This window comes from Chryseobacterium sp. CT-SW4, assembly GCF_048572715.1.
Classification (GTDB): domain Bacteria; phylum Bacteroidota; class Bacteroidia; order Flavobacteriales; family Weeksellaceae; genus Chryseobacterium.
Window position 1 is genome coordinate 2,418,679 of sequence record NZ_CP183840.1, and the last position, 21,386, is coordinate 2,440,064.

The window sequence follows — 21,386 nt, forward strand, 5'->3', positions numbered from 1 at the left end:
ATGGAAAATCAGGATATCAACGAAGAAAACATCAATAGACAGGAAGAAAATAATCCTCAGAATGAAACTGTTTCATCGGAAAATGTGACAGCAACGCCTACTGCAGAAGAACTTTTGGCAGAAGAAAAGGACCGTTACATTAGATTATATGCTGAATTTGAGAATTATAAAAAGAGAACAGCAAAGGAAAAAATGGAATTTTTCCAATATGCCAATCAGGATATGATGATTTCTATGTTGGGTGTTTTGGATGATTTTGAAAGAGCCCTTAAAGAAATTGCAAAGAACGGCAGTGCGTCCGATCTTCAGGGAGTAGAGCTTATTTATCAGAAATTCAAAAATAAATTAGGCGAAAAAGGTCTGAAAAGCATGGAAGTAAACCCTGGAGACACTTTTAATGTAGACTTTCATGAAGCGATCACTCAGATCCCTGCTCCATCCGAAGAGCTGAAAGGTAAAATCGTAGACGTTATTGAAACGGGATACACTTTAAATGATAAGGTGATCCGTTTTGCAAAAGTGGTAACGGGAAATTAAAATTAATAAATGATGGATGATGGTTGTCTTTAATGAAACTCTCATTGATTTACATTTACATTTTATCATTTATCAATAATAATCATAATAAATCATGTCAAAAAGAGATTATTACGAGGTTCTTGAAATAAGCAAGTCCGCGTCAGCTGATGAAATCAAAAAGGCCTACCGTAAAATGGCAATCAAATATCACCCAGATAAAAATCCGGGTGACAAAACTGCTGAAGAGAAGTTTAAAGAAGCCGCAGAAGCTTATGAAATATTAAGTGATGAGCAAAAACGCGCCCGATACGATCAATACGGTCATGCAGGAGTAGGCGGAAACGGCGGGTTCGGCGGTGGCGGATTCGGCGGCGGAATGAATATGGAAGATATTTTCAGCCAGTTTGGAGATATCTTTGGTGGTCATTTTGGCGGCGGAGGATTTGGCGGATTTGGCGGCGGAGGTCATCAGCAGGTAAAAGGTTCCAATTTAAGAATCAGAATTAAGCTGAACCTTGAAGAGATGATCAACGGAACGCAGAAAACTCTTAAGGTCAAAAAGATGAAAGTAGCAGAAGGTGCTACTTCAAAAACATGTCCTACGTGTAACGGTTCGGGAGTTCAGGTAAAAGTAATGAACACGATGTTTGGGCAAATGCAGACACAAACCACCTGTGGAACCTGCCAGGGAATAGGTAAAGTGGCTGATAAAATTCCGGCCGGAGCCAACGCTCAGGGACTTATAAAAGATGAAGAGGAAATCACCATCAATATTCCTGCAGGAGCGAGAGACGGAATCCAGCTTAACGTAAGAGGAAAAGGTAATGATGCTCCATTTGGAGGAACACCGGGAGACTTATTAGTAATCGTAGAGGAAGAGGTAGATAAAGTAATTAAAAGAGAGGGTGATAACCTTCATCAGGAATTATATATTTCCTTTGCAGAAGCTGCATTGGGAACTAAAAAAGAAGTTTCTACCGTAGGTGGTAAAGTAAAAATCACCATTGAGGCTGGAACACAATCCGGAAAAATATTAAGGCTGGCAGGAAAAGGTCTTCCAAGCATTGACAGCTATGGAAAAGGTGATATGTTCATTCATATCAATGTATGGACCCCTCAAAAGCTTACTAAGGAACAAAAAGAATTCTTTGAAAACCAAATGTCAAGCGGAGAAATGGTCGCAGAGCCCTCCGGAAAAGAAAAAACTTTTTTTGAGAAAGTAAAAGATTTATTCAATTAATATTAAGAGACCTTTACGGTCTCTTTTTTATATAGAAAGCCTAAATCTATATTTCGTATATTCGCTTTCCATAATAATTAAAAAAACACATATTCTACATTATATTACAAATATTATTTATATATAAATATCATAAACTATTTATATAAGTAATTATGTAATAAAAAAACAAAACAGGATGAAGAAAAATTGTTTAAACTGCGAACAGTCAATAGATGGGAACTTCTGCAGCAACTGTGGACAAAAAGCTAGCACTAAACGTTATTCATTACAGCATCTCTTTAAGCACGATCTCGTTCACGGCATCTGGCATATGGACAAAGGAATTCTATTCACCATTAAACAACTATTTACCCGACCAGGACACAGCATCAGAGAGTATATACAAGGGAAAAGGGTTAATTATTTCAATTTTATTACTTTAATCTTTATTGCTATAGGTATTTCGGGTTTATTAGAATATTATTCCGGTATTAAATTAGCAGATATCATATCATCTCCTAAAGAAGTAGAACTTTATAATACCATGCAAAATTTCCAAGATAAATATCCTAAATGGATTCCGGTATTAACTATCCCCATATATTCTTTGTTCAGCTTTTTATGGTTTAGAAAGGCTCAACTGAATTACTCAGAACATCTTGTTTTAAACTCTTATATAGTCGCAGCTCAATTAATTATTATTTTAACATTTACTATAATTTCTGTTTTTTATACGGATATCTCGGGGCTTTTCCTCATTTATTCAGTGATTGGTTTCACCTCTTTAATTTATTCCATCTGGGCTTATTATCAGTTTTTTTCTGGATTCAGTTATAAAGTATTAAGTTTAGTATGCAGAACTATTGCTGTACCTTTTACTTATTTTATTTTCACCCTTATTATAGGTATGATTTTGACAAAATTCAGCTCATAAAACTGATTAAAGTAAGTATTTAATTTTCCTATTGATAGCAACCAAAAGAAAACTTACTGCTAAAAGGCTAAGAATAAAAACAACATCTTCCCACATTCCAAGATTCAGATCAAAAATCCATATCATAATCAGCGGATGGACCAGGTAAATTGCCGTAGATATACTGGCCAGGATCTTAGAATCGGTAGGAACTACTATATGTTTACAATATAAAAATACCACAGGACAGGCAATCAGTAAAGAGAATAAAAGGTCTATACTTTCTTTTGTATTCAGCCCCAGAATTTTATAATTAAAATAAGCTTCACCCATAACAAGTATTACGGATAGAATAACAACCACTCGCGAGGGACTAAAACGGGTTTCTATATTCTGCTTTTTAAGAAGAAATCCAATACCCAGAAAAGGAAAACATACGAATAGGAAGTTTCTGTAAGACGGATAAGTATTTAAAACTATATCCAGCTCTCCTTTAAAGTAATGAATACTTCCCAAAAACTGTAAGGCATAGCCGATACAAAACAAAATAAAAATAGCTGCGGATAATGTACGAACCGGTTGTTTTCTGAAAATATATAAAATAATTCCGGCAAAAAAGGTTCCAATAAGATACCACAAATGATGATATCCGAATAAAACATTCAGAATATATTGATCATCTTTCCAGAAAGGTATATAAATAAGGGTCCAGATGGCATACAGAATAAATATCCGTATCAGCCACTTCCTGAGCTTATCTTTTGTATCAATGTAAAAGAAATAATAGCCGGTAATAATTAAAAAAACGGGAACAGCAATTCTGAAAAGCCCGTTTACCAATACATAACTGAGAGAGGGATAAGTGTCCCTCAAAACATGCATATGCAAAAAAACCACAAAAAAAGACAGTATGATTTTAAGTATATCAATTGATAAACTTCTCATACCCTTTGGTTCCTATTAAATGACCCCTTCATCTTCTATTGTTGGCATTCACATACCTCTACATTCATTATTTTTTTACGACCGCAGAGTACACTTTTTTCCCCGCCGTAATAAGTGCTAAGGCAATTAATCCACCTGTTATTCCGAAAGTAAATTCTTTCAGTGTAGACGGCCATGTCGGAAGTAATTCGTGAAGATAATGGATATTGTGAGAAAAAATCCCTCCGGAAACCAGGATCAATGCGATGGTTCCTACAATTCCCAACAGCTTAATAATCACCGGTAATGCTTTTACCAGCAAATGTCCTAATTTGGAAAAAAATCCTTTATCCTTACTTTTTCTGATCAGGCTGAATCCGGCATCATCCATTCTTACAATAAGCGCAACAATACCATATACTCCAACTGTTGCTATAAATGCAACTACTGTCACAGATATTATCTGTGTCAACAACGGATGTTCTTTCTGCAGAACCGTTCCTAAAGCAATGATCACAATCTCAATGGAAAGAATAAAGTCTGTGGTGATCGCCGATTTTATTTTTGATTTTTCAGAATTTTGGTCGGTATCAGGTTTTTTGCTTTCTTCAATTACTTCATGCCCTTTTTTCTTACGGTGAAATAAAAATTCAACAATCTTTTCCACTCCTTCGAATGCCAGATAAAAGCCACCGAGGATAAGTATGATTTCTATGGCAGGTTTATAGAGCCAGTTCAGTAAGAACGCAATGGGAAGAATAATCAGCTTATTAACAAATGAACCTTTAGTGATCGCCCACAACACAGGGAGTTCACGCGAGGAAATAAATCCTGTTGCTTTTTCTGCATTTACCGCAAGATCATCACCTAGAATTCCCGCTGTTTTCTGAGTTGCTACTTTACTGGTAACCGCTACATCATCCATTAATGCAGCCAGGTCATCTAAAATTGCAAAAAAACCAGATGCCATATTTTAATTTTTTTTTAATATTTATGAAGCCACAAAAATAAATATTTAATTTGAGTTATAATATGCTTCACGACTCTTAAGTATAAATAAAATGAATTTAAATTTTTGTTTTCTGACAATTCCATATATCATTGCACTTTTCCAAGAGGATTAACATTCTGAAATTACCGTAAAATTATATAGGCAACAGACCTGATGGCTTAACTGTTGCTGTATTAAAATAAATTTTATTTCTTTACTTATTAATTCAATCTATGAAAAAGCTAATCATGAGGTATCATTTCTTCGTTATGGGATGCCTTAGCTTTATTTTAAATTCATGTAATACCAAATTCCGGGTCTGGGTCGGAACCGACAACGAACAAAAGATTTACAATCTAAAATACGGGGAACATAAAAAGCAGAAGATGGATATATTCCTGCCTTCCCAATATCCTGAAGATTCTCCGGTAGTACTTCTGGTACACGGGGGAGCCTGGAAATACGGAAAAAAAGAAAACATGATCCAGATCCAGAAAATGCTTTTTAAAAATAATATTCCCAGTATAAATATCAATTACAGGCTGGTCTCCAAATCGAAGAAAATTACTTACAGGGAACAACTTGAAGATATTGGTTCTGCCCTTCATAAGTTTAATTCCCTTACCAATAATGCGGAACTTCTTCCGGATAATTATATTCTTCTCGGGGAGAGTGCGGGCGGACATTTAGCTTTATTATACGGATATCAGCATCCTGAACAGATCAGGAAGATCATTTCTTTAAGCGGTCCCACGGATTTTTATTCTTCTAAATTTTTAGCATCATTTTATTCCAAATATACTTCTCCTACCCTGCAAAAAATGGTAGGAACCAAGTTTGACCGTAACAACCTGTCTGAGGAATTTAAAAAAGCAAGTCCGGTAGCCCAGGTAACTGATGTACCTACTCTTCTATTTCAGGGGAACAGGGATATCCTGGTCAATCAGCAGCAGGGACTGGAACTGGATTCTGTGCTTACTGAAAAGAACATTCCCCATAAACTCATCTTTATGAAAAATACAGGTCATACCCCCCGCTTTTTCAGCAAAAAGAAAAGAGACAGCATCATTTATCCTAATATCCTGGAATGGATAAAAAAATAACCCGCACAAAGCAGGTTATTATCTATCATTATTTTTAATCAATTTTAGTCAAGTGTTCTGTCTTCAAAGTCCGAAGGTGCTTCTTTTTTACCAAATAGGAATTTCACAATTACAGGTACTGTTGTTATTAAAACAATTACGATAATAATGATCTCAAGCTTTTTCTTCAAATCAATACCAAACTGTTCTATAAAAAGCTTATCTAAATAATGCCCTGCAAAAATTAACAGGAAAGACCACAATACGGCCCCTATAATATTGTCTCTGAGAAATTCTTTTTTATCCATTTTTACAATTCCGGCAACAATGGGTGTAAAAGTTCTTACTACCGGTAAGAATCTGGCCATAATAACGGCTAATGCTCCATGTTTTTCAAAGAAGTCATGAGCCTGGTAAAGGTATTTCTTTTTAAATAAAAGGGAATCTTTTCTTTTATATAATGCAGGTCCGGTTTTTAAGCCAAAATAATATCCAACCTCATTTCCTATAACAGCCGCTAAGGCTACACACGAAGCAAGAATGGTTGTATCCATAAAATCACTTCCCGTAGAACCAAATGTTTCTTTAATAATGTCCACCGCATAAATTCCGGAAACAAAAAGTAAAGAGTCTCCCGGTAAAAAAAATCCTACAAATAACCCCGTTTCCGCAAAAACAATAAATAAAACAAGCCAAAAACCACCCATCGCTATGTAAAACTCAGGGTTTAATAAATCTTTCCAAGTATTAAAATCTTTCATATGTATTGATAAGTCACAAAAATAGGTTTAAAAAGCGGCAAAAGGAAATTAATTATAATTTTTTAACTAAAATCACAATATGGTTTTACAGTTCCAAATCATCACCGGAAGCTGCGGTTCCGTCCGCCATCAGAAAGGCTTTCAGAAAAGGAGTTAAATTTCCGTTCATCACGGAATCAACATCTGAAGTTTCATAACCGGAACGTACGTCTTTTACCAGTTTATACGGATGCATAACATAGTTTCGGATCTGACTTCCCCATTCGATCTTCATTTTATTGGCTTCAATTTCATTTCTGGCTTTCATACGCTCTTCCAGCTCCATTTCGTATAACCTGGAACGAAGTAACTGCATGGCCTTTTCTTTATTCTGAAGCTGTGAACGTGACTCCGAGTTTTCAATAATAATTCCCGTAGGGGCGTGACGAAGACGTACTGCTGTTTCCACCTTGTTTACATTCTGCCCTCCGGCTCCTGATGACCTCATCGTTTCAAAGCTGATATCGGCTGGATTTATGTTGATTTCAATAGTATCATCTACCAAAGGATAAACATATACGGATACGAAACTCGTATGTCGTTTTGCGTTACTGTCAAATGGAGAAATTCTTACAAGTCTGTGTACTCCGTTTTCTCCTTTCAGATATCCGAAAGCATATTCACCATCGATTTCCAGGGTTACGGTTTTTACCCCGGCAACATCACCTTCCTGGAAGTTAAGCTCCCGGATTTTATATCCCTGCTTCTCTGCCCACATGGTGTACATTCTCATCAGCATGGAAGCCCAGTCACAACTTTCCGTTCCTCCGGCTCCGGCTGTAATCTGCAATACGGCAGAAAGCTCATCTCCTTCATTGGATAGCATATTTTTAAATTCCAGATCTTCTATCTTTTCTACCAATTGAGGAAAAGTTTCATCCAGCTCTTTTTCAGAATCGGGATCTTCTTTGGCAAATTCCACTAAAACCTGAAGATCTTCAAACTGAGTACTGATTTCTTCATAGTCTTCCACCCACTTCTTCTTGGATCGAAGCTGCTTTAGAAAGGTTTCCGCTTCTTTAGGATTATCCCAAAATTCCGGAGCAGCCGTTTTCTCATCATCATTGGAAATTTCTATCTTCTTTCTTTCAATTTGAAGGTATTTATGAAGGTCTTCTATTCTGGATTGAATTTCTTTTATCTGGTCGTTACTAATCACGATTTTTTTATTTTGTGCAAAAATACGGAAAAAGAGTCATTAAGCAGCTAGGATTACTAGGTATCAATGTTCGGTAAATGATCTTTTTAGTCTACATTTTCCAATCTCCACCTCTGATTAAGGTTTTTCCTCTTCTCCGTTATGATGAAACCCGATTGCCCTTCTCGGCTCTTCCACCACTTTATAAGAATCCAGCTCCGTTTTTAAGGCTTTAACCCTGTATTGGAACTCATCAAAATTATTGATAATCACATCATTGAGGAAACGTGCAATCTGATCAAGGTATTCTTCGGTAAGCTTTCCTGCGGAATCTCTTAATGCACCATTTAAAAGGTTCTGATCTATTTTGAGGTTTTCATTTCTGGTTTTCTGGTAGAGGTTTCTTATTCTTTTCTTTAAACTTTGGGTAAAATCAATTACCATCGTATTGCTAAAGGTTTTCATCTGTGCCGAAACACCATGCCAGAAAGGAAGCTTATCCGCTTTGTTTTTCCTAAGAATTTTATACAGCAGGGAATCTTCTTCCAGGTCTTTGGTCATGGAATAGAGAATAATTTCGGATCTCTCGGCGGCATTGGGAGGAAAAACAGGAACCAGCACATCAAATCTTCCCGGTGCCAACACTTCTTCATCAATTTCAGCTACTGAATTGGCGGAACCCACCATTAAAAGGTCTTCTTTTTCAAATTTTCCAATATAATGAAGGATAATTTCCTGTGTTTCCAGATTGCAGGAAGCGACATCCGTTTCAGCAGTCCTCTGCATCATGATCTGATCGAAGTCATCGAGGAAAAGAAGTACCCTGTCATCCTTCATCATGTTTACAAGAAAATCATTAAAATTGGTTTTGCTTCCATTAACAAAGGAAGTTCCGAGATAATGTTTTTTAACTTCTTTAAACTGATAGCTGATGATCTCAGCAATTTTATTGGCCCAGAAAATTTTCCCGCTTCCCGGAGGACCGTACAGCACAATTCCTGCCGGTTTCTTAATGCCCCAGTCTTTAATCTGCTGTGGATTGAGAAAGGGTTCCAAGACTCCGGATATATAAAAAAACAAATCCCTGTATCCTATAAAATCCCTATGCTGGAGACTGGTTTTCTGGCCGAAATAATCATAAACAAACTTATAATTACCTCCCAGCTTATTATCTATTCCATAGCTGGAGATGGAGGAACGGAAAAAACCATTATCAAAAATATTAGGATGGGTGTCTTTAATGGCCTCCTCTACTTTTTCTTTGGGTTGCTTGATCGTCTCAGCGATTTCTTCAAGCGTTTTCGTTTTATCCAGATCTTTTTCATACTGTCTTAAAAAATCTACATTTTCACGGGCAAATTTTTCGAAACCTTTCTTGATTTCAAAATTGGTGCTGATGCATACTCCTAAATCCAAATCAAAATCCTGAATAAACTGTTTGATAGCTTCTGCTGAAACTTTTAATTCTTCTGCAAGTTCAATTAACTTCATAGTTACCGATTAATACGATCAAATTTAATATTTTAATCTTAAATACCCATTCATTCTTTGTAACAATTTATAAAGTAGAGAGACTAGTAACAGTGTAAAGCAAAATTGCATGGAAAAGATTTTATCAGTAAAAAATCTGACAAAAAAATTCAAAAGAGTTGTGGTAAACAATATTTCTTTTGACGTCGAAAAGGGAAATGTATATGGACTTCTGGGTCCAAACGGAAGTGGTAAATCCACCACATTCGGGATGCTTCTTTCTACTATCAATCCTACCAGTGGAGACTGGTACTGGTTTGGAAAGAAAGGGACCGATTCCGATACCCTGAAAAGAATAGGTGCCATTATCGAACAGCCGAATTTCTATCCTTATCTGAGTGCGGAAACCAACCTGAAAATCGTAGCCGAAATTAAAGGAGCACCCTATCAGAGAATAGATGAAGTATTACAGACCGTAGGCCTCTTCGAAAGAAGAAAAGATGCGTTCAGGACTTATTCCTTAGGTATGAAGCAACGTTTAGCGATAGCTTCTTCACTGTTAAACAATCCTGAAGTTCTGATCTTGGACGAACCTACGAATGGCCTGGATCCAGAAGGAATCATCCAGATCAGAGAAATCATTAACAGTATTGCGAGACAGGGTATTACGATTATCATTGCAAGCCATCTTCTGGATGAGATTGAAAAAATATGCAGTCATGTTATCGTCCTGAAAGAAGGAAATGCCATTTATTCGGGGAGAGTGGATGAAATGACCAATAACAGCGGGTATTTTGAACTGAAAGCAGACAGCAATGCTTTACTATTGTCAGCTTTGGAAGAGCTTCAATGGTTTTCTTCCGTAAAAGAGGAAGGAGATGTCATTAAAGCACAAATACGTAATGATGCTTCTATCTCCGCTTCCGGGCTGAACCAGAAACTTGCGGAAAAAGGGATTTACCTTTCTCATTTAACGAAGAAAAAACTTTCTCTTGAAACCCAATTCCTTGAACTTGTAAAAAACACGAATAGCCATGCTTAAATTATTAAAAATAGAATATTATAAAAACCTGAATTACAGGCCATTTAAAATCTTCACGATACTTTATTTTGCTATCCTGATCGCCCTTCTTTTTATAGGGCTGGTAGATTTTGATCTTTTCGGAGGAACTGTTAATCTTAAGGAAGAGGGTATTTATAATTTCCCTGAAATATGGAACTTTACTACATGGATTGTAGCTCTTTTAAAAATATTTTTAGGACTTATCATTGTATTTTCTATCTGTCAGGAATTCAGCAACAGAATGTTCAAGCAAAATACCATCGACGGATTAAGCAGAGAGGAGTTTATAGGCTCCAAGCTTCTTACCATTACTATTTTTACGGTTATTTCCACCTTAATTGTTTTTGCGATTACCCTGTTTTTAGGCTATAAATATTCTAATACTACTGATTCCCAAATGGTATTTAAAGAAATTTTCTTCATCGGAAATTACTTTGTAAAGCTGTTTACCTTTTTTAGTTTCCTGATGTTTCTTTCCATTTTACTAAGGAAATCCATGTTTGTGTTCCTTGCTTTCTTTGTATACTGGATCATTGAAGGGATTTTAACAGCCGTGGAAACTTTTCAGAAAGTAAGCGGTATGCAGGGGCCTCAGAGGAATGAGGTTTTACAGAATGATTTCTTTATTACCCATCTTTTACCGTTGGAAAGTATGTCCAGCCTTATTCCCAATCCAATGATGCGATTGAATATGGCCAAAATGATGGGACTGAAGTACGAGTTCCACTATCCTACAGAAAGTTTGATTGCGTGTATTATATGGTCAATCCTCTTTATTCTGGGATCCTACTGGATTCTTAAGAAAAGAGATTGGTAAAAAATAATAAAGTGGTTCTTTTCAGAATCACTTTTTATTTTTAATTTACTGATTGAAAAAAGGCCACCTTCCGGCAGCCTCTTCTTATTATTTTTTATCTAATAATGGAAGATATTCTCCATATCCTTTTTTCTCCATTTCCTCTTTCGGGATAAATTTCAGGGAAGCACTGTTGATACAGTAACGCAATCCTCCTTTATCCTGCGGACCATCGTTGAAAACATGTCCCAGATGAGCATTTCCTGTTTTACTTCTTACTTCCACCCTTGTCATTCCAAAAGTTCTGTCGAGCTTCTCATCAATCAGCTTTTTAGTGATCGGTTTGGAGAAACTTGGCCATCCGCATCCGGATTCAAATTTATCGGTAGAAATAAATAAGGGCTCTCCTGTGGTAATATCTACATAGATCCCTTCACGAAATTCATCCCAGTATTCATTTTGAAAAGGTTTTTCCGTACCATTTTCCTGAGTTACCTGATACTGGATAGGACTGAGCTTTTCTTTTAAAGCTTTTTGATCCTGTTTCTGATATTTGGCTTTCGGAAGAGGATTGGCATTTTTTGCCATTTCAAAAAGTCCCGGTTCAATGTGACAGTATCCTCCCGGATTTTTATCCAGATAATCCTGATGGTAGTCTTCCGCTTTATAGAAGTTCTTAAGAGGTATGGTTTCTACCACTACCGGTTTAGAATAGTTTTTTGCCAACTTTTCCACTTCACCTTTTACTACATTTTCATCGTTTTTATCGGTGTAATAAATTCCTGTTCTGTACTGATCTCCCCTGTCATTTCCCTGTTTGTTGAGACTCGTAGGGTCAATTGTTTTAAAATATAAATCAATCAGCAGTTTTAAATCCACCTGCTCCGGATCATACTTTACTTTTACTGTTTCCGCAAAACCTGTAGTATGACTTACTACCTGTTCATATGTAGGGTTTGAAGTCTTACCGTTAGCATACCCTACTTCTGTAGCCACTACTCCACGGATCTGTTGAAAAAAATGTTCCGTTCCCCAAAAACAACCTCCTGCAAAATAAATTTCTCTGATGTTTGTATTATCCATAATCTTCTGATTTTGATTTTCTGTTTCTGTTACTACTGTGGCCTTTGAATGAAAAAGACCTGACTTTGCAGCGAATACTGCAATACCCAGCACTACGCCGAGTACTATTAATATATTTTTCATTTTTACCTTTTTATTTGTTTTCATTGTGTTGAAGTAATGTGAATCCAAATCCTAAAAACATGAGATCTTTCAGAATGAAAAAATCTGGCACTAAAATTCCATCCACGGTTCTCCAGATATTGGGAGTCGTAAATAAGTAGCTGAGCGTAATCAGAAATGTAACAACCATTCCCATTCCTGCTAATTTTTTCAGTCCTGTAAGTTTTACACTCAATAACAATACCATGGCAAGGATAATTTCTACAAGTCCGATAAGATTAGATACCGTTTGGACATTAAAGACTTTATACACCCAAAAAGTCAGAAAATGATTTTCAACTAAAGGCTTTATGGAATCAGCCTCCGTAGGGGTAAATTTAAAGATCCCAATCCACAGTAAAATGAGAGCTGCCCCGAATAAAGAAATATAATAACCGAGTCTTTTTGGGTTGTTTTCTGAGTGAGTTGTGTACATGTTTTTAGATTTTGAATTAAATACTTTTTTATTTTCATAAGTATAGTCGGGGGAACTTCAAAATCCTGACAGAAAATGTTTTAAATATCCAGTCTCTTGCTTAATTTTTCTTTAAAACCCTGAATATCAATATCATTAATTTCCTGTTCTTCTTCTTTTTTAAATCTTTTCTCTAAAATTTCATCCAGTATATTCAGTTTTTTTTCATACGCTTTACACCATTTACAAATCTGCAAATGAACCGACAGCTTCCAATTCTCCTGTGAAGAAATAGCTCCTGCCTTTCTTTTTTCCATAAGTAGCGTAGCTTCTCTACATGGTAAAAACATCCAATGAATAACCTTTTTTATCATCCTTTAATTCATTACAATTTTGAAAACCAGTTAAAATCCAAACATTCCCTTAACTGCATTCTGCTTCTTTGAAGAACCTTCCATAGATTAGTCGTAGAAATATTCAATTCCTGACTTACCTCCGGTGCTTTTTTTTCCTGGAGGTAATACATTTTTACCGGAATCTTCCATCTTACGGGCAAATCCTCGATACATTCCTCAAAAGTTTTATTAAATTCCGAATCATCCAGGATCTGATTATCTTCATCTGACATATTCCAATCCTGCAAAACATCATCATGTCTCCAGGACCCCGACTCATCAAAAAAATGATCTAACCGGATATTCGGTTCGGATTTATATTTCTTTCGGTAAAAATCTGCGACTTTATAATTTAAGATAGTTGTTAACCATGTAAGCGGTTTGCTTTTCCCTTCAAAGGACTCATAAGATGAAAAAGCAGATATAAATACTTCCTGTACTATATCTTCTGCATCCTCCTTATCCGAAAGCAGATAAACAGCTCTTCTTAAAAGCGGTCCGGAATAGTCCTCGACCCAGCTTTTCAGAACTTCAGTTTTCGTCATGTTTTTTGAAATAATATAAATCCTTAACGAAGATAAATGTTTTTAGGAAATTTAATATCAAAAAGTAGGATGGATTTATAAACCGGAAATATAGAGAATATAAATCTCTTTTTGAGCTTCTATCTTTAAGTTTGGGCTGAAGCCAATTGATTTATTCATTCATTAAGCGGGCTTAAGCCCGCTCCCATTGACATTCGGTATAGAATATAGTCTAAAATGACTGTAAATCCCCTAAAAATATTAAATTTGCATCTTATCATAAATTGATATTTAAAAGCAAAGCAAAACTTATGACATCACAAGAGATACGTCAAAAATTTTTAGATTATTTTAAAAGTAAAGACCACCTTATTGTTCCTTCAGCTCCTATTGTACTGAAAGACGACCCTACTTTAATGTTTTCCAACTCCGGGATGACGCAGTTCAAGGATTTCTTTTTAGGTTATAAAGAGCCTACCGCTCCAAGAATTGCCGATACACAGAAATGTCTGAGAGTTTCAGGAAAGCATAATGACCTGGATGATGTGGGTAGAGATACTTACCACCATACCATGTTTGAAATGCTGGGAAACTGGTCTTTTGGTGATTATTTTAAAAAAGATGCGATTGCTTTTGCCTGGGAACTGCTTACGGAAGTATTTGGAATTCCGAAGGAAAACCTTTATGTCACTATTTTTGAAGGAGATGATTCCGAGAACCTTGAAAGAGATCAGGATGCTTACAACTTCTGGAAATCTCATATTGCCGAAGACAGGATTATCAATGGAAATAAAAAAGATAATTTCTGGGAAATGGGTGACAGCGGACCTTGTGGACCTTGCTCTGAAATCCATATCGATTTGAGATCTGAAGAGGAAAAAGCTAAAGTTCCGGGAATTCAGCTTGTAAACCAGGATCATCCGCAGGTAGTGGAGGTATGGAACCTGGTATTCATGGAGTTCAACAGAAAGGCTGATAAAAGCCTGGAGAAGCTTCCTAAACAGCACGTTGATACGGGAATGGGCTTTGAACGTTTGTGTATGGCTTTACAGGGAAAATCTTCCAACTATGATACTGATGTGTTCACCCCGCTTATTGCTAAGGTGGAAGAACTTTCAGGAAAAAAATATACCGGAGCATTAGAAGATGAAAAAGATATTGCAATCCGTGTTGTTGTGGATCATATCAGAGCTGTTTCTTTCGCTATTGCAGACGGACAGCTTCCTTCCAACGGAGGAGCCGGGTATGTGATCAGAAGAATTTTAAGAAGAGGAATTTCTTATTCTTACCGATTCTTAGGTATGAAAGAACCATTCTTATATAAATTGGTTCCTGTTTTACAGGAGCAGATGGGTCAATTTTTCCCGGAAATAGAAAAGCAGGGAAATCTGGTTTCAGAGGTAATTAAAAGTGAGGAAGACTCATTCTTAAAAACTATTGAAAACGGGTTAATCAGGGTTGAAAAATTAATTCAGCAAACGATTGACAATCAATCCAACGTATTACCGAGTGAAGAAGTATTCGAATTGTATGATACTTATGGCTTTCCCGATGACCTAACGAGAATTATTGCAGAAGAAAAGGGCTTAACCATTGATGAAAAAGGATTTGAGGCTGAAATGGAAAAGCAAAAACTTCGCTCAAAAGCAGATTCTGCTCAAAAGGTTTATGACTGGGTTAATTTAGAAGATAAACCTGAAACCTTTGTAGGATATGATGTTACGGAAACTGAAACTTATATTACAAGATACAGAAAAGTAGAAAATAAAGACGGTGTATTTTATCAGGTGGTATTAAGCCAATCTCCTTTCTATCCTGAAGGAGGTGGACAAATCGGCGATAAAGGAACACTCGGAAATGCTGCAGAAAGTTTTGAAGTACTGGACACTAAAAAAGAAAACGGCTTGGTTATTTCCCTGATCAACGGACTTCCGAAAGATGCAGGTGCTGTTTTTTATGCTAAAGTAAACCATGCCGAAAGAAGAAACACGCAGGCCAATCACTCCGTGACTCACCTTTTACATGAGGCTTTAAGAGAGGTTTTAGGAACTCACGTAGAGCAGAAAGGTTCTTATGTAGGGCCGGATTATCTTCGTTTCGATTTTTCCCACTTCAGTAAAATGACGGATGAGGAACTTGCTTTGGTAGAAGATAAAGTCAACCAAAAGATAAAGGACAGCATTGCTTTACAGGAATTCAGAAATATTCCCATTCAGGAAGCTTTGGATAAAGGGGCAATGGCCTTATTCGGGGAAAAATATGGTGATAATGTGAGAATGATCCAGTTTGGAAGTTCAAGAGAACTTTGCGGAGGAACTCACGTAAAAAATACCAGCGAAATAGGACATTTCAAAATCATATCCGAAAGTTCCGCAGCAGCAGGAATCAGAAGGATTGAAGCTATTTCGGGAGATCAGTCTGAACAATATTTCAAAAATTTAGAAAAACAGATTACGGAACTTAGCCAGCTTCTTAAGTCTAAAGATGTGGTAAGATCCATAGAAAAGCTGATTGAAGAAAATGCTTCTTTAAAATCTGAAGTAGAAGGATTGAAAAAAGAAAAAGCAAAAGGAGAAGTAAACGATTGGAAAAATGCTTATGAACAAAAAGGTGACAAGCAGTTATTGGTTAAAAGAACTTCTCTGGATGCAGGCTCTGTAAAAGACCTTGTGTTCCAGCTTAAAAAAGAAATACCAACATCGGTAACCATCATTTTATCTGACGCTGACGGTAAGCCGATGATTACGGTAGGCGTATCCGATGATCTTGCCGCCAACTACCAGGCCGGAGCTATTGTAAAAGACTTAGCTAAAGAAATTCAAGGTGGCGGGGGTGGAAACCCGGGCTTTGCAACTGCAGGAGGGAAAAACCTTGCCGGATTGGAAAATGCTTATCAGAAGGCATTAAATATTTAATTTCGAAACTTTATCAAATCAATATAGAACGGACAAATATTTTGTCCGTTTTTTTATATTATAAAGACTGATGGGATATCAAACTCCAAAAAGTAATAAAGTTGAGTACTATTCATTATTACTCCTTATATCAGGATTTTCCAATGTCTGATAACCAACCAGATTCCCTAAACCTTCTTCTTAATAATCATAACAAATCTTAAAAACTTTTTCAGAATGAGAAATATCATTAATTTTGGTCCACATTTGTGTCATGAAAAGAATTTTATCGGTTATATGTATTCTGATATGCATGTTTGGTTTCTCCCAGTCAACAATTAAAGTGGTTGACGAAGCCAATCAATCCCCTGTTTTTCATGCCAGAGTTTTTTGCAATGACAGGCTATTAGGCGAAACCGATGCCAATGGTATACTCACTTTCAGAACCCCATGTAAAAGCATCAGTATCCAGGCTGACCATTATTATCCCGAGACTGCCCTTGTAGAGAATGAAATAACCGTTTCCCTGATAAGTACCTCTTCTAAAACTGCCGCTATTGAAACAGTAATCATTGAAGATAGAAGTGATCCGAGAGCATTGGCTATTCTGAAAAAAGTCAACAAGTTATTTAAAGAAAATTCACCCAAAAGCTTACCTTCCTATTCTTTTAAATCTTATGAAAAAGTTTCCCTGGATATAGATGAAGACAGTATTTCTCAATTTAACGAGTTTTTTGATGAAAGCCAGTTTTTTAAGAAAAAAAGACAGAAGGATTCTTTAAATAATATTACTGCCAGAAATATATTCTCCAAAAGTAAATTATTCCTTTGGGAAAGGGCCCAGGAGTTTCTGTATTCGGAGAAATATGGTGAAAAGATCAATATTCTGGATAACAGGATTTCAGGACTTAAACAGCCTATCTATGAAATGATCGCTTTACAGCAGAGCAACAGGGATCAGCTTCCAAATCAGCTAAAAATGGAAAACAGAGGGCTATACCGTTTTTTCCTTACCGATACCATTGAGGTGGATAACAGAAAAACTTTCGTCATCCGCTTCCGCGAGGTCAATTACAAAAAGCCGACAAAGAAAAGAAAATACAACGGTGCCATCTATATCGATACGGAAACTTACGGCATTAAAAAAATTGAAAATTTCAGCAAAAATAAAAACGACGGTATTATTACAAGTACCTGGATATTCTACAACAACAAATGGTTCCTTGCCCATGAAAAGGTAAAGCTGAGAATGACCAAAATGTCAATGGAAGAAGATAAAGATTCCAAAGATGATGAACCCAATAATAAAAAAAAGAAACAAAGCTTCGGGACCTATGCTTTTTTAACTTCCCGTTATTTTGATTTTCAATCTCCCATTGAAGAAAATAAAAAGGATTTTAAAGGTTATACATTTTCCGTAAAAAATATGGACGGAAAAACGCTGGAACAATACCGGACAGATCCGCTGACCGATAGAGAGAGAAATACCTATACCACTATTGACAGCCTGGGAAAAATTTATAATATTGACAGTAAAGCACAGATATTAACCGGATTAATTAACGGACAGATCCGCACAGGAATTGTAGATTTTGCAGTGGATGAAATTGTTAACTACAACCTCTACGAAGGATTCAGACTTGGGCTGAAAGCTAAACTCAATGAAACTTTCAATCCTTACTTTTCACCGGATTATTATTTTGCTTACGGACTTAAAGATGAAAAATGGAAATATGGAATAGGACTGGATATGAAAACAACCCTTGAAAAGAATTCATTTTTCCGGATAGAATATTATAATGACGTAACCTCATCAGGAGAGTTCTATCGCAGATTATGGAATTTTAAAATGCGGATGATGAATGTGGGTAATAATATTAATAATGATAAATATTACCACTACCGAGGAGCTTCTCTTTCTTATCTTAATGATGTTACGAACGGTCTTACATTGGTATTTGCGGCCCGGAGAAATTTTGAAGAGGCTATGTTTGATTATCAGTTTCAGAATAAAGGTTCTTCTTTTGAAAACTTTTACACTTTATTTACCTTAAAGTTCTCTCCCAATTCTACCAATATCATGACACCACAGGGCAAATCCATCATTGATCAGAAATATCCGGAAGTTTATTTTAATTATGAACAGAGCTTTAAAATGCTGGGTGGGGATTTTAATTACAGCCGTTTTGACGTACTTTTTAATCATAATTTCAAAACCCTGCTGGGAACTACAGGAGTACGTTTATACGGAGGATTGGTGTTAGGAGAAGCTCCGATTTGGAGACAGTTTACGATGAACGGGCTGGCATCTTCGAGAAAAGATTTTAATTTTAACCTCACCTCTTATCTGGGGTTTGCCACACTGGAAGGCGGCAAGTACTTTAATGACCGTTTTATTGCTTATTATTTCACCCATAAATTACCTTTATATTTTAAAAGTTTCGGAAAAAATGTTTCCAGCTTTGATTTTGTTTTTCGGGGAACTATTGGTGATATGAAGCATCCTGAATACCATCAGTTTCAGTTCAGAAAATTGGATCGTATGTATCAGGAAGTCGGTCTGGAATGGAATAACTTCCTTTCCTCTTACTTTAATCTGGGCGTTTTTTACCGGGTAGGATATTACGCAACTCCCAATTTCAAACAAAATTTTGCTATCCAGTTTAAACTTAAATTCCTTGAATTTTAAATTTGATTATATGAAAAAAATAGAAATAAAAGCAGAAGAGTTTTTTGATATCTTAAAGCTGAGAGATGTTTCCATGTGGGAAATTTTTGCCCAGATGATAGACGGTGAAGAGAAAGAAATTATTTTTATTGATCAGGAAGGGAAAATTCTTTTTAATTATATTCTGCCTGATAAGGGAGAAAAGCTAGAGGAAGATAGAAAGGAGTTTTCGGCGGTGTATGCGGAAAAATTATCTGGGCTTAATTAAATATTAGATTAGATTAGATAGATTTCTCCCTGCGCTCGAAATGACAAGAATTCACTGCAAGACGATCAATTTCATTCCGAAGAATTGAGGAATCTTTCACTTTCATAAAACAATGTTGGAATATTAACCACAATACAAGGAATCGAATAGGTTTTGATAAACAGAAACTTTATAGACTATAATCATTCAGCTTAAATAGATAAAGATTTCTCCCTGCGTTCGAAATGACAAAAAATTCACTGCAAGACGTTCAATGTCATTCCGAAGAATTGAGGAATCTTTCACTTTCATAAAACAATGTTGGAATATTAACCACAATACAAGGAAACGAATAGACATTGATAAACAGAAGCTTTATAAACTACAATTTTTCAGCATAAATAAATGAAGATTTCTCCCTGCGCTCGAAATGACAAAAAATTCACTGCAAGACGTTCAATGTCATTCCGAAGAATTGAGGAATCTTTCACTTTCATAAAACAATGTTGGAATATTAACCACAATACAAGGAATCGAATAGGTTTTGATAAACAGAAACTTTATAGACTATAATCATTCAGCTTAAATAGATAAAGATTTCTCCCTGCGCTCGAAATGACAAAAATTCACTGCTAGACGACCAATGTCATTCCGAAGAATTGAGGAATCTTTTATTTTCTAATTAACTGAGGAACCTCTCACTAAAAACCATATTTTTAATAATCTCAAAAAGAAAAGCAGACTCTTTATAAAAATAATCGGATGTTGAAAACATCCGATTATTTTTGTATACGAAATTTTTTTCTCTATTTGATTACTTCTATACTTATCAAATCAAAAGGTTCATCAAAGACGGATCATTATTAAGATAGTTGACAAAAAAATCATATTTTTTCATCTTATATAAAAGCGGATCAAAATCTTCATTGTTTTTAAGGGCAATTCCCACTACGGCAATCCCTTTTTCTTTTGAGTTTTTCTTGGTATATTCAAAGGTGGTGATATCATCATTAGGCCCCAGCACATCCATTACAAAGGTTTTTAATGCACCCGGACGCTGTGGGAATCTTACCAGAAAATAATGTTTCAGTCCGGCATAGAGCAGTGCTTTTTCTTTAATCTCCTCCATACGTGTGATATCATTATTACTTCCACTGATGATGCATACAACATTCTTTCCTTTGATTTCTTCTTTGTATTTTTCCAGTGCGCTGACCGATAAGGCTCCGGCCGGCTCTACTACAATTGCATCTTTATTATACAATGATAATATGGTTTCACAGATCTTTCCCTCTTCTATCGTGGCTACATCATAGAGAATGTCCCGACAGATTTCAAAGGTAAGATTCCCTACTTTCTGTACCGCTGCTCCATCTACAAAACGGCTGATCTTTTCCACCAGAACAGGCTCCCCTTTTTCCATTGCTTTTTCCAGGCTGGCAGCAGTAGAAGGCTCCACTCCTATAATTTTAGTTTCAGGAGAAAGCTTCTGAAATACGGAACAAACGCCGGCTGCCAGTCCACCACCACCTACGGGTACGAAAAGATAATCGATGGGTTCTTCAGACTGCGCTAAAATTTCCAGTCCTACCGTAGCCTGACCTTCTATAATAGCATGATCATCAAAGGGATGGATAAATACGCCTTCCTGATCACTGCAAAATTTTAATGCCGCATCCTTGGCTTCATCAAAAGTATCTCCGTATAAAACCACTTCTACATAGTCCCCTCCGAACATCTTTACCTGCTCCAGTTTTTGTCCCGGAGTCGGCAAAGGCATAAAGATGGTTCCTTTCACCTTCATCGTATGACAGGCAAATGCCACTCCCTGGGCATGATTTCCCGCGCTGGCGCAGACTACTCCTCTTGAAAGGGTTTCTTTAGACAATGTCGCCATTTTATTATAAGCTCCGCGTATTTTATAGGATCTTACCCTTTGCAGGTCTTCTCTTTTGAACCGGACATGGGCATTGTAAACCGCTGAAAGATTATTATTGACCGAAAGCGGTGTTTTGACGCTTACATTCTTCAGTCTTTCAGCTGCTTTATAGACATCCTCTAAAACCACCGAATCTGTTTTTTCTTTCATCATTGGGTTTTA

19 protein-coding genes are annotated in these 21,386 nt (G+C 36.3%); 9 read left to right on the top strand and 10 right to left on the bottom strand.

The window, feature by feature from the left end:
* The 3 genes from ABJ974_RS10850 (at nucleotide 1) to ABJ974_RS10860 (ending at nucleotide 2,675) form a co-directional block, all read left to right on the top strand.
* A complete protein-coding gene (locus ABJ974_RS10850; RefSeq protein ID WP_419868271.1) occupies nucleotides 1–537 on the top strand; it encodes a nucleotide exchange factor GrpE in 537 nt (178 codons plus the stop codon).
* 94 nt (nucleotides 538–631) lie between these two features.
* Nucleotides 632–1,759 (top strand): molecular chaperone DnaJ, encoded by a 1,128-nt coding sequence (gene dnaJ, locus ABJ974_RS10855; RefSeq protein WP_419868272.1) that lies wholly within the window; start codon nucleotides 632–634, stop codon nucleotides 1,757–1,759.
* Nucleotides 1,760–1,937: 178 nt separating this feature from the next.
* Nucleotides 1,938–2,675: a DUF3667 domain-containing protein gene (locus ABJ974_RS10860; RefSeq protein ID WP_419868273.1), complete on the top strand. Its 738-nt coding sequence runs from the start codon at nucleotides 1,938–1,940 to the stop codon at nucleotides 2,673–2,675.
* Between the two features lie 6 nt (nucleotides 2,676–2,681).
* On the opposite strand, the gene ABJ974_RS10865 is transcribed toward ABJ974_RS10860, so the two are convergent.
* Nucleotides 2,682–3,599: an acyltransferase family protein gene (locus tag ABJ974_RS10865; protein WP_419868274.1), complete on the bottom strand. Its 918-nt coding sequence runs from the start codon at nucleotides 3,597–3,599 to the stop codon at nucleotides 2,682–2,684.
* 67 nt (nucleotides 3,600–3,666) lie between these two features.
* Nucleotides 3,667–4,548, bottom strand: coding sequence for a DUF808 domain-containing protein (locus ABJ974_RS10870; protein ID WP_419868275.1), 882 nt, complete (start codon nucleotides 4,546–4,548; stop codon nucleotides 3,667–3,669).
* Between the two features lie 254 nt (nucleotides 4,549–4,802).
* Between ABJ974_RS10870 and ABJ974_RS10875 the strand changes: the two genes are divergently transcribed.
* Nucleotides 4,803–5,672 carry an alpha/beta fold hydrolase gene (locus ABJ974_RS10875; RefSeq protein WP_419868276.1) on the top strand — a complete coding sequence of 290 codons (870 nt, stop codon included), beginning with the start codon at nucleotides 4,803–4,805 and terminating at the stop codon, nucleotides 5,670–5,672.
* A gap of 44 nt (nucleotides 5,673–5,716) precedes the next feature.
* Here ABJ974_RS10875 and ABJ974_RS10880 read toward each other — a convergent pair whose 3' ends face one another.
* The 3 genes from ABJ974_RS10880 to ABJ974_RS10890 form a co-directional block, all read right to left on the bottom strand.
* Nucleotides 5,717–6,412: a DedA family protein gene (locus tag ABJ974_RS10880; protein ID WP_419868277.1), complete on the bottom strand. Its 696-nt coding sequence runs from the start codon at nucleotides 6,410–6,412 to the stop codon at nucleotides 5,717–5,719.
* 85 nt (nucleotides 6,413–6,497) lie between these two features.
* Nucleotides 6,498–7,610 (bottom strand): peptide chain release factor 2, encoded by a 1,113-nt coding sequence (gene prfB / locus ABJ974_RS10885; protein WP_419868278.1) that lies wholly within the window; start codon nucleotides 7,608–7,610, stop codon nucleotides 6,498–6,500.
* Between the two features lie 117 nt (nucleotides 7,611–7,727).
* Entirely contained in the window at nucleotides 7,728–9,080 is a 1,353-nt protein-coding gene (locus tag ABJ974_RS10890; RefSeq protein WP_419868279.1) for an AAA family ATPase, read from the bottom strand.
* Between the two features lie 109 nt (nucleotides 9,081–9,189).
* On the opposite strand from ABJ974_RS10890, the gene ABJ974_RS10895 reads away from it, so the two are divergent.
* Both ABJ974_RS10895 and ABJ974_RS10900 read left to right on the top strand, forming a co-directional pair.
* The gene (locus ABJ974_RS10895; protein ID WP_419868280.1) at nucleotides 9,190–10,101 is read left to right on the top strand and encodes an ABC transporter ATP-binding protein; all 912 of its coding nucleotides are present in this window, start codon (nucleotides 9,190–9,192) and stop codon (nucleotides 10,099–10,101) included.
* Nucleotides 10,094–10,939, top strand: a complete 846-nt coding sequence (locus tag ABJ974_RS10900) for an ABC transporter permease (protein WP_419868281.1) — start codon at nucleotides 10,094–10,096, stop codon at nucleotides 10,937–10,939. Before ABJ974_RS10895 ends, ABJ974_RS10900 begins: the two co-directional genes overlap by 8 nt.
* Before the next feature lie 87 nt (nucleotides 10,940–11,026).
* Here ABJ974_RS10900 and msrB read toward each other — a convergent pair whose 3' ends face one another.
* The 4 genes from msrB to ABJ974_RS10920 form a co-directional block, all read right to left on the bottom strand.
* On the bottom strand, nucleotides 11,027–12,001 hold the full coding sequence (gene msrB / locus ABJ974_RS10905; protein ID WP_419870968.1) for a peptide-methionine (R)-S-oxide reductase MsrB: 975 nt from the start codon (nucleotides 11,999–12,001) through the stop codon (nucleotides 11,027–11,029).
* 133 nt (nucleotides 12,002–12,134) lie between these two features.
* Nucleotides 12,135–12,578, bottom strand: a complete 444-nt coding sequence (locus tag ABJ974_RS10910; protein WP_419868282.1) for a DUF417 family protein — start codon at nucleotides 12,576–12,578, stop codon at nucleotides 12,135–12,137.
* An 80-nt stretch (nucleotides 12,579–12,658) separates the two neighbouring features.
* Nucleotides 12,659–12,874: a hypothetical protein gene (locus ABJ974_RS10915; protein WP_419868283.1), complete on the bottom strand. Its 216-nt coding sequence runs from the start codon at nucleotides 12,872–12,874 to the stop codon at nucleotides 12,659–12,661.
* Between the two features lie 68 nt (nucleotides 12,875–12,942).
* The gene (locus tag ABJ974_RS10920; protein WP_419868284.1) at nucleotides 12,943–13,497 is read right to left on the bottom strand and encodes a sigma-70 family RNA polymerase sigma factor; all 555 of its coding nucleotides are present in this window, start codon (nucleotides 13,495–13,497) and stop codon (nucleotides 12,943–12,945) included.
* 290 nt (nucleotides 13,498–13,787) lie between these two features.
* Between ABJ974_RS10920 and alaS the strand changes: the two genes are divergently transcribed.
* The 3 genes from alaS (at nucleotide 13,788) to ABJ974_RS10935 (ending at nucleotide 19,306) form a co-directional block, all read left to right on the top strand.
* The gene (gene alaS, locus ABJ974_RS10925; RefSeq protein ID WP_419868285.1) at nucleotides 13,788–16,391 is read left to right on the top strand and encodes an alanine--tRNA ligase; all 2,604 of its coding nucleotides are present in this window, start codon (nucleotides 13,788–13,790) and stop codon (nucleotides 16,389–16,391) included.
* Nucleotides 16,392–16,644: 253 nt separating this feature from the next.
* Nucleotides 16,645–19,059: a hypothetical protein gene (locus ABJ974_RS10930; RefSeq protein ID WP_419868286.1), complete on the top strand. Its 2,415-nt coding sequence runs from the start codon at nucleotides 16,645–16,647 to the stop codon at nucleotides 19,057–19,059.
* 10 nt (nucleotides 19,060–19,069) lie between these two features.
* Nucleotides 19,070–19,306 (top strand): hypothetical protein, encoded by a 237-nt coding sequence (locus ABJ974_RS10935; RefSeq protein ID WP_419868287.1) that lies wholly within the window; start codon nucleotides 19,070–19,072, stop codon nucleotides 19,304–19,306.
* An 808-nt stretch (nucleotides 19,307–20,114) separates the two neighbouring features.
* On the opposite strand, the gene ilvA is transcribed toward ABJ974_RS10935, so the two are convergent.
* Nucleotides 20,115–21,377: a threonine ammonia-lyase IlvA gene (ilvA, locus tag ABJ974_RS10940; RefSeq protein ID WP_419868288.1), complete on the bottom strand. Its 1,263-nt coding sequence runs from the start codon at nucleotides 21,375–21,377 to the stop codon at nucleotides 20,115–20,117.
* Nucleotides 21,378–21,386 lie beyond the last annotated feature (9 nt).

Coding starts and splice junctions, on each gene's coding strand:
- ilvA (WP_419868288.1), bottom strand. CDS start 21,377: ATGATGAAAGAAAAAACAGATTCGGTGGTTTTAGAGGATGTCTATAAA.
- alaS (WP_419868285.1), top strand. CDS start 13,788: ATGACATCACAAGAGATACGTCAAAAATTTTTAGATTATTTTAAAAGT.
- ABJ974_RS10895 (WP_419868280.1), top strand. CDS start 9,190: ATGGAAAAGATTTTATCAGTAAAAAATCTGACAAAAAAATTCAAAAGA.
- ABJ974_RS10890 (WP_419868279.1), bottom strand. CDS start 9,080: ATGAAGTTAATTGAACTTGCAGAAGAATTAAAAGTTTCAGCAGAAGCT.
- ABJ974_RS10935 (WP_419868287.1), top strand. CDS start 19,070: ATGAAAAAAATAGAAATAAAAGCAGAAGAGTTTTTTGATATCTTAAAG.
- ABJ974_RS10865 (WP_419868274.1), bottom strand. CDS start 3,599: ATGAGAAGTTTATCAATTGATATACTTAAAATCATACTGTCTTTTTTT.
- msrB (WP_419870968.1), bottom strand. CDS start 12,001: ATGGATAATACAAACATCAGAGAAATTTATTTTGCAGGAGGTTGTTTT.
- ABJ974_RS10860 (WP_419868273.1), top strand. CDS start 1,938: ATGAAGAAAAATTGTTTAAACTGCGAACAGTCAATAGATGGGAACTTC.
- dnaJ (WP_419868272.1), top strand. CDS start 632: ATGTCAAAAAGAGATTATTACGAGGTTCTTGAAATAAGCAAGTCCGCG.
- ABJ974_RS10875 (WP_419868276.1), top strand. CDS start 4,803: ATGAAAAAGCTAATCATGAGGTATCATTTCTTCGTTATGGGATGCCTT.
- ABJ974_RS10850 (WP_419868271.1), top strand. CDS start 1: ATGGAAAATCAGGATATCAACGAAGAAAACATCAATAGACAGGAAGAA.
- ABJ974_RS10880 (WP_419868277.1), bottom strand. CDS start 6,412: ATGAAAGATTTTAATACTTGGAAAGATTTATTAAACCCTGAGTTTTAC.
- ABJ974_RS10930 (WP_419868286.1), top strand. CDS start 16,645: ATGAAAAGAATTTTATCGGTTATATGTATTCTGATATGCATGTTTGGT.
- ABJ974_RS10920 (WP_419868284.1), bottom strand. CDS start 13,497: ATGACGAAAACTGAAGTTCTGAAAAGCTGGGTCGAGGACTATTCCGGA.
- ABJ974_RS10900 (WP_419868281.1), top strand. CDS start 10,094: ATGCTTAAATTATTAAAAATAGAATATTATAAAAACCTGAATTACAGG.
- ABJ974_RS10910 (WP_419868282.1), bottom strand. CDS start 12,578: ATGTACACAACTCACTCAGAAAACAACCCAAAAAGACTCGGTTATTAT.
- ABJ974_RS10915 (WP_419868283.1), bottom strand. CDS start 12,874: ATGGAAAAAAGAAAGGCAGGAGCTATTTCTTCACAGGAGAATTGGAAG.
- ABJ974_RS10870 (WP_419868275.1), bottom strand. CDS start 4,548: ATGGCATCTGGTTTTTTTGCAATTTTAGATGACCTGGCTGCATTAATG.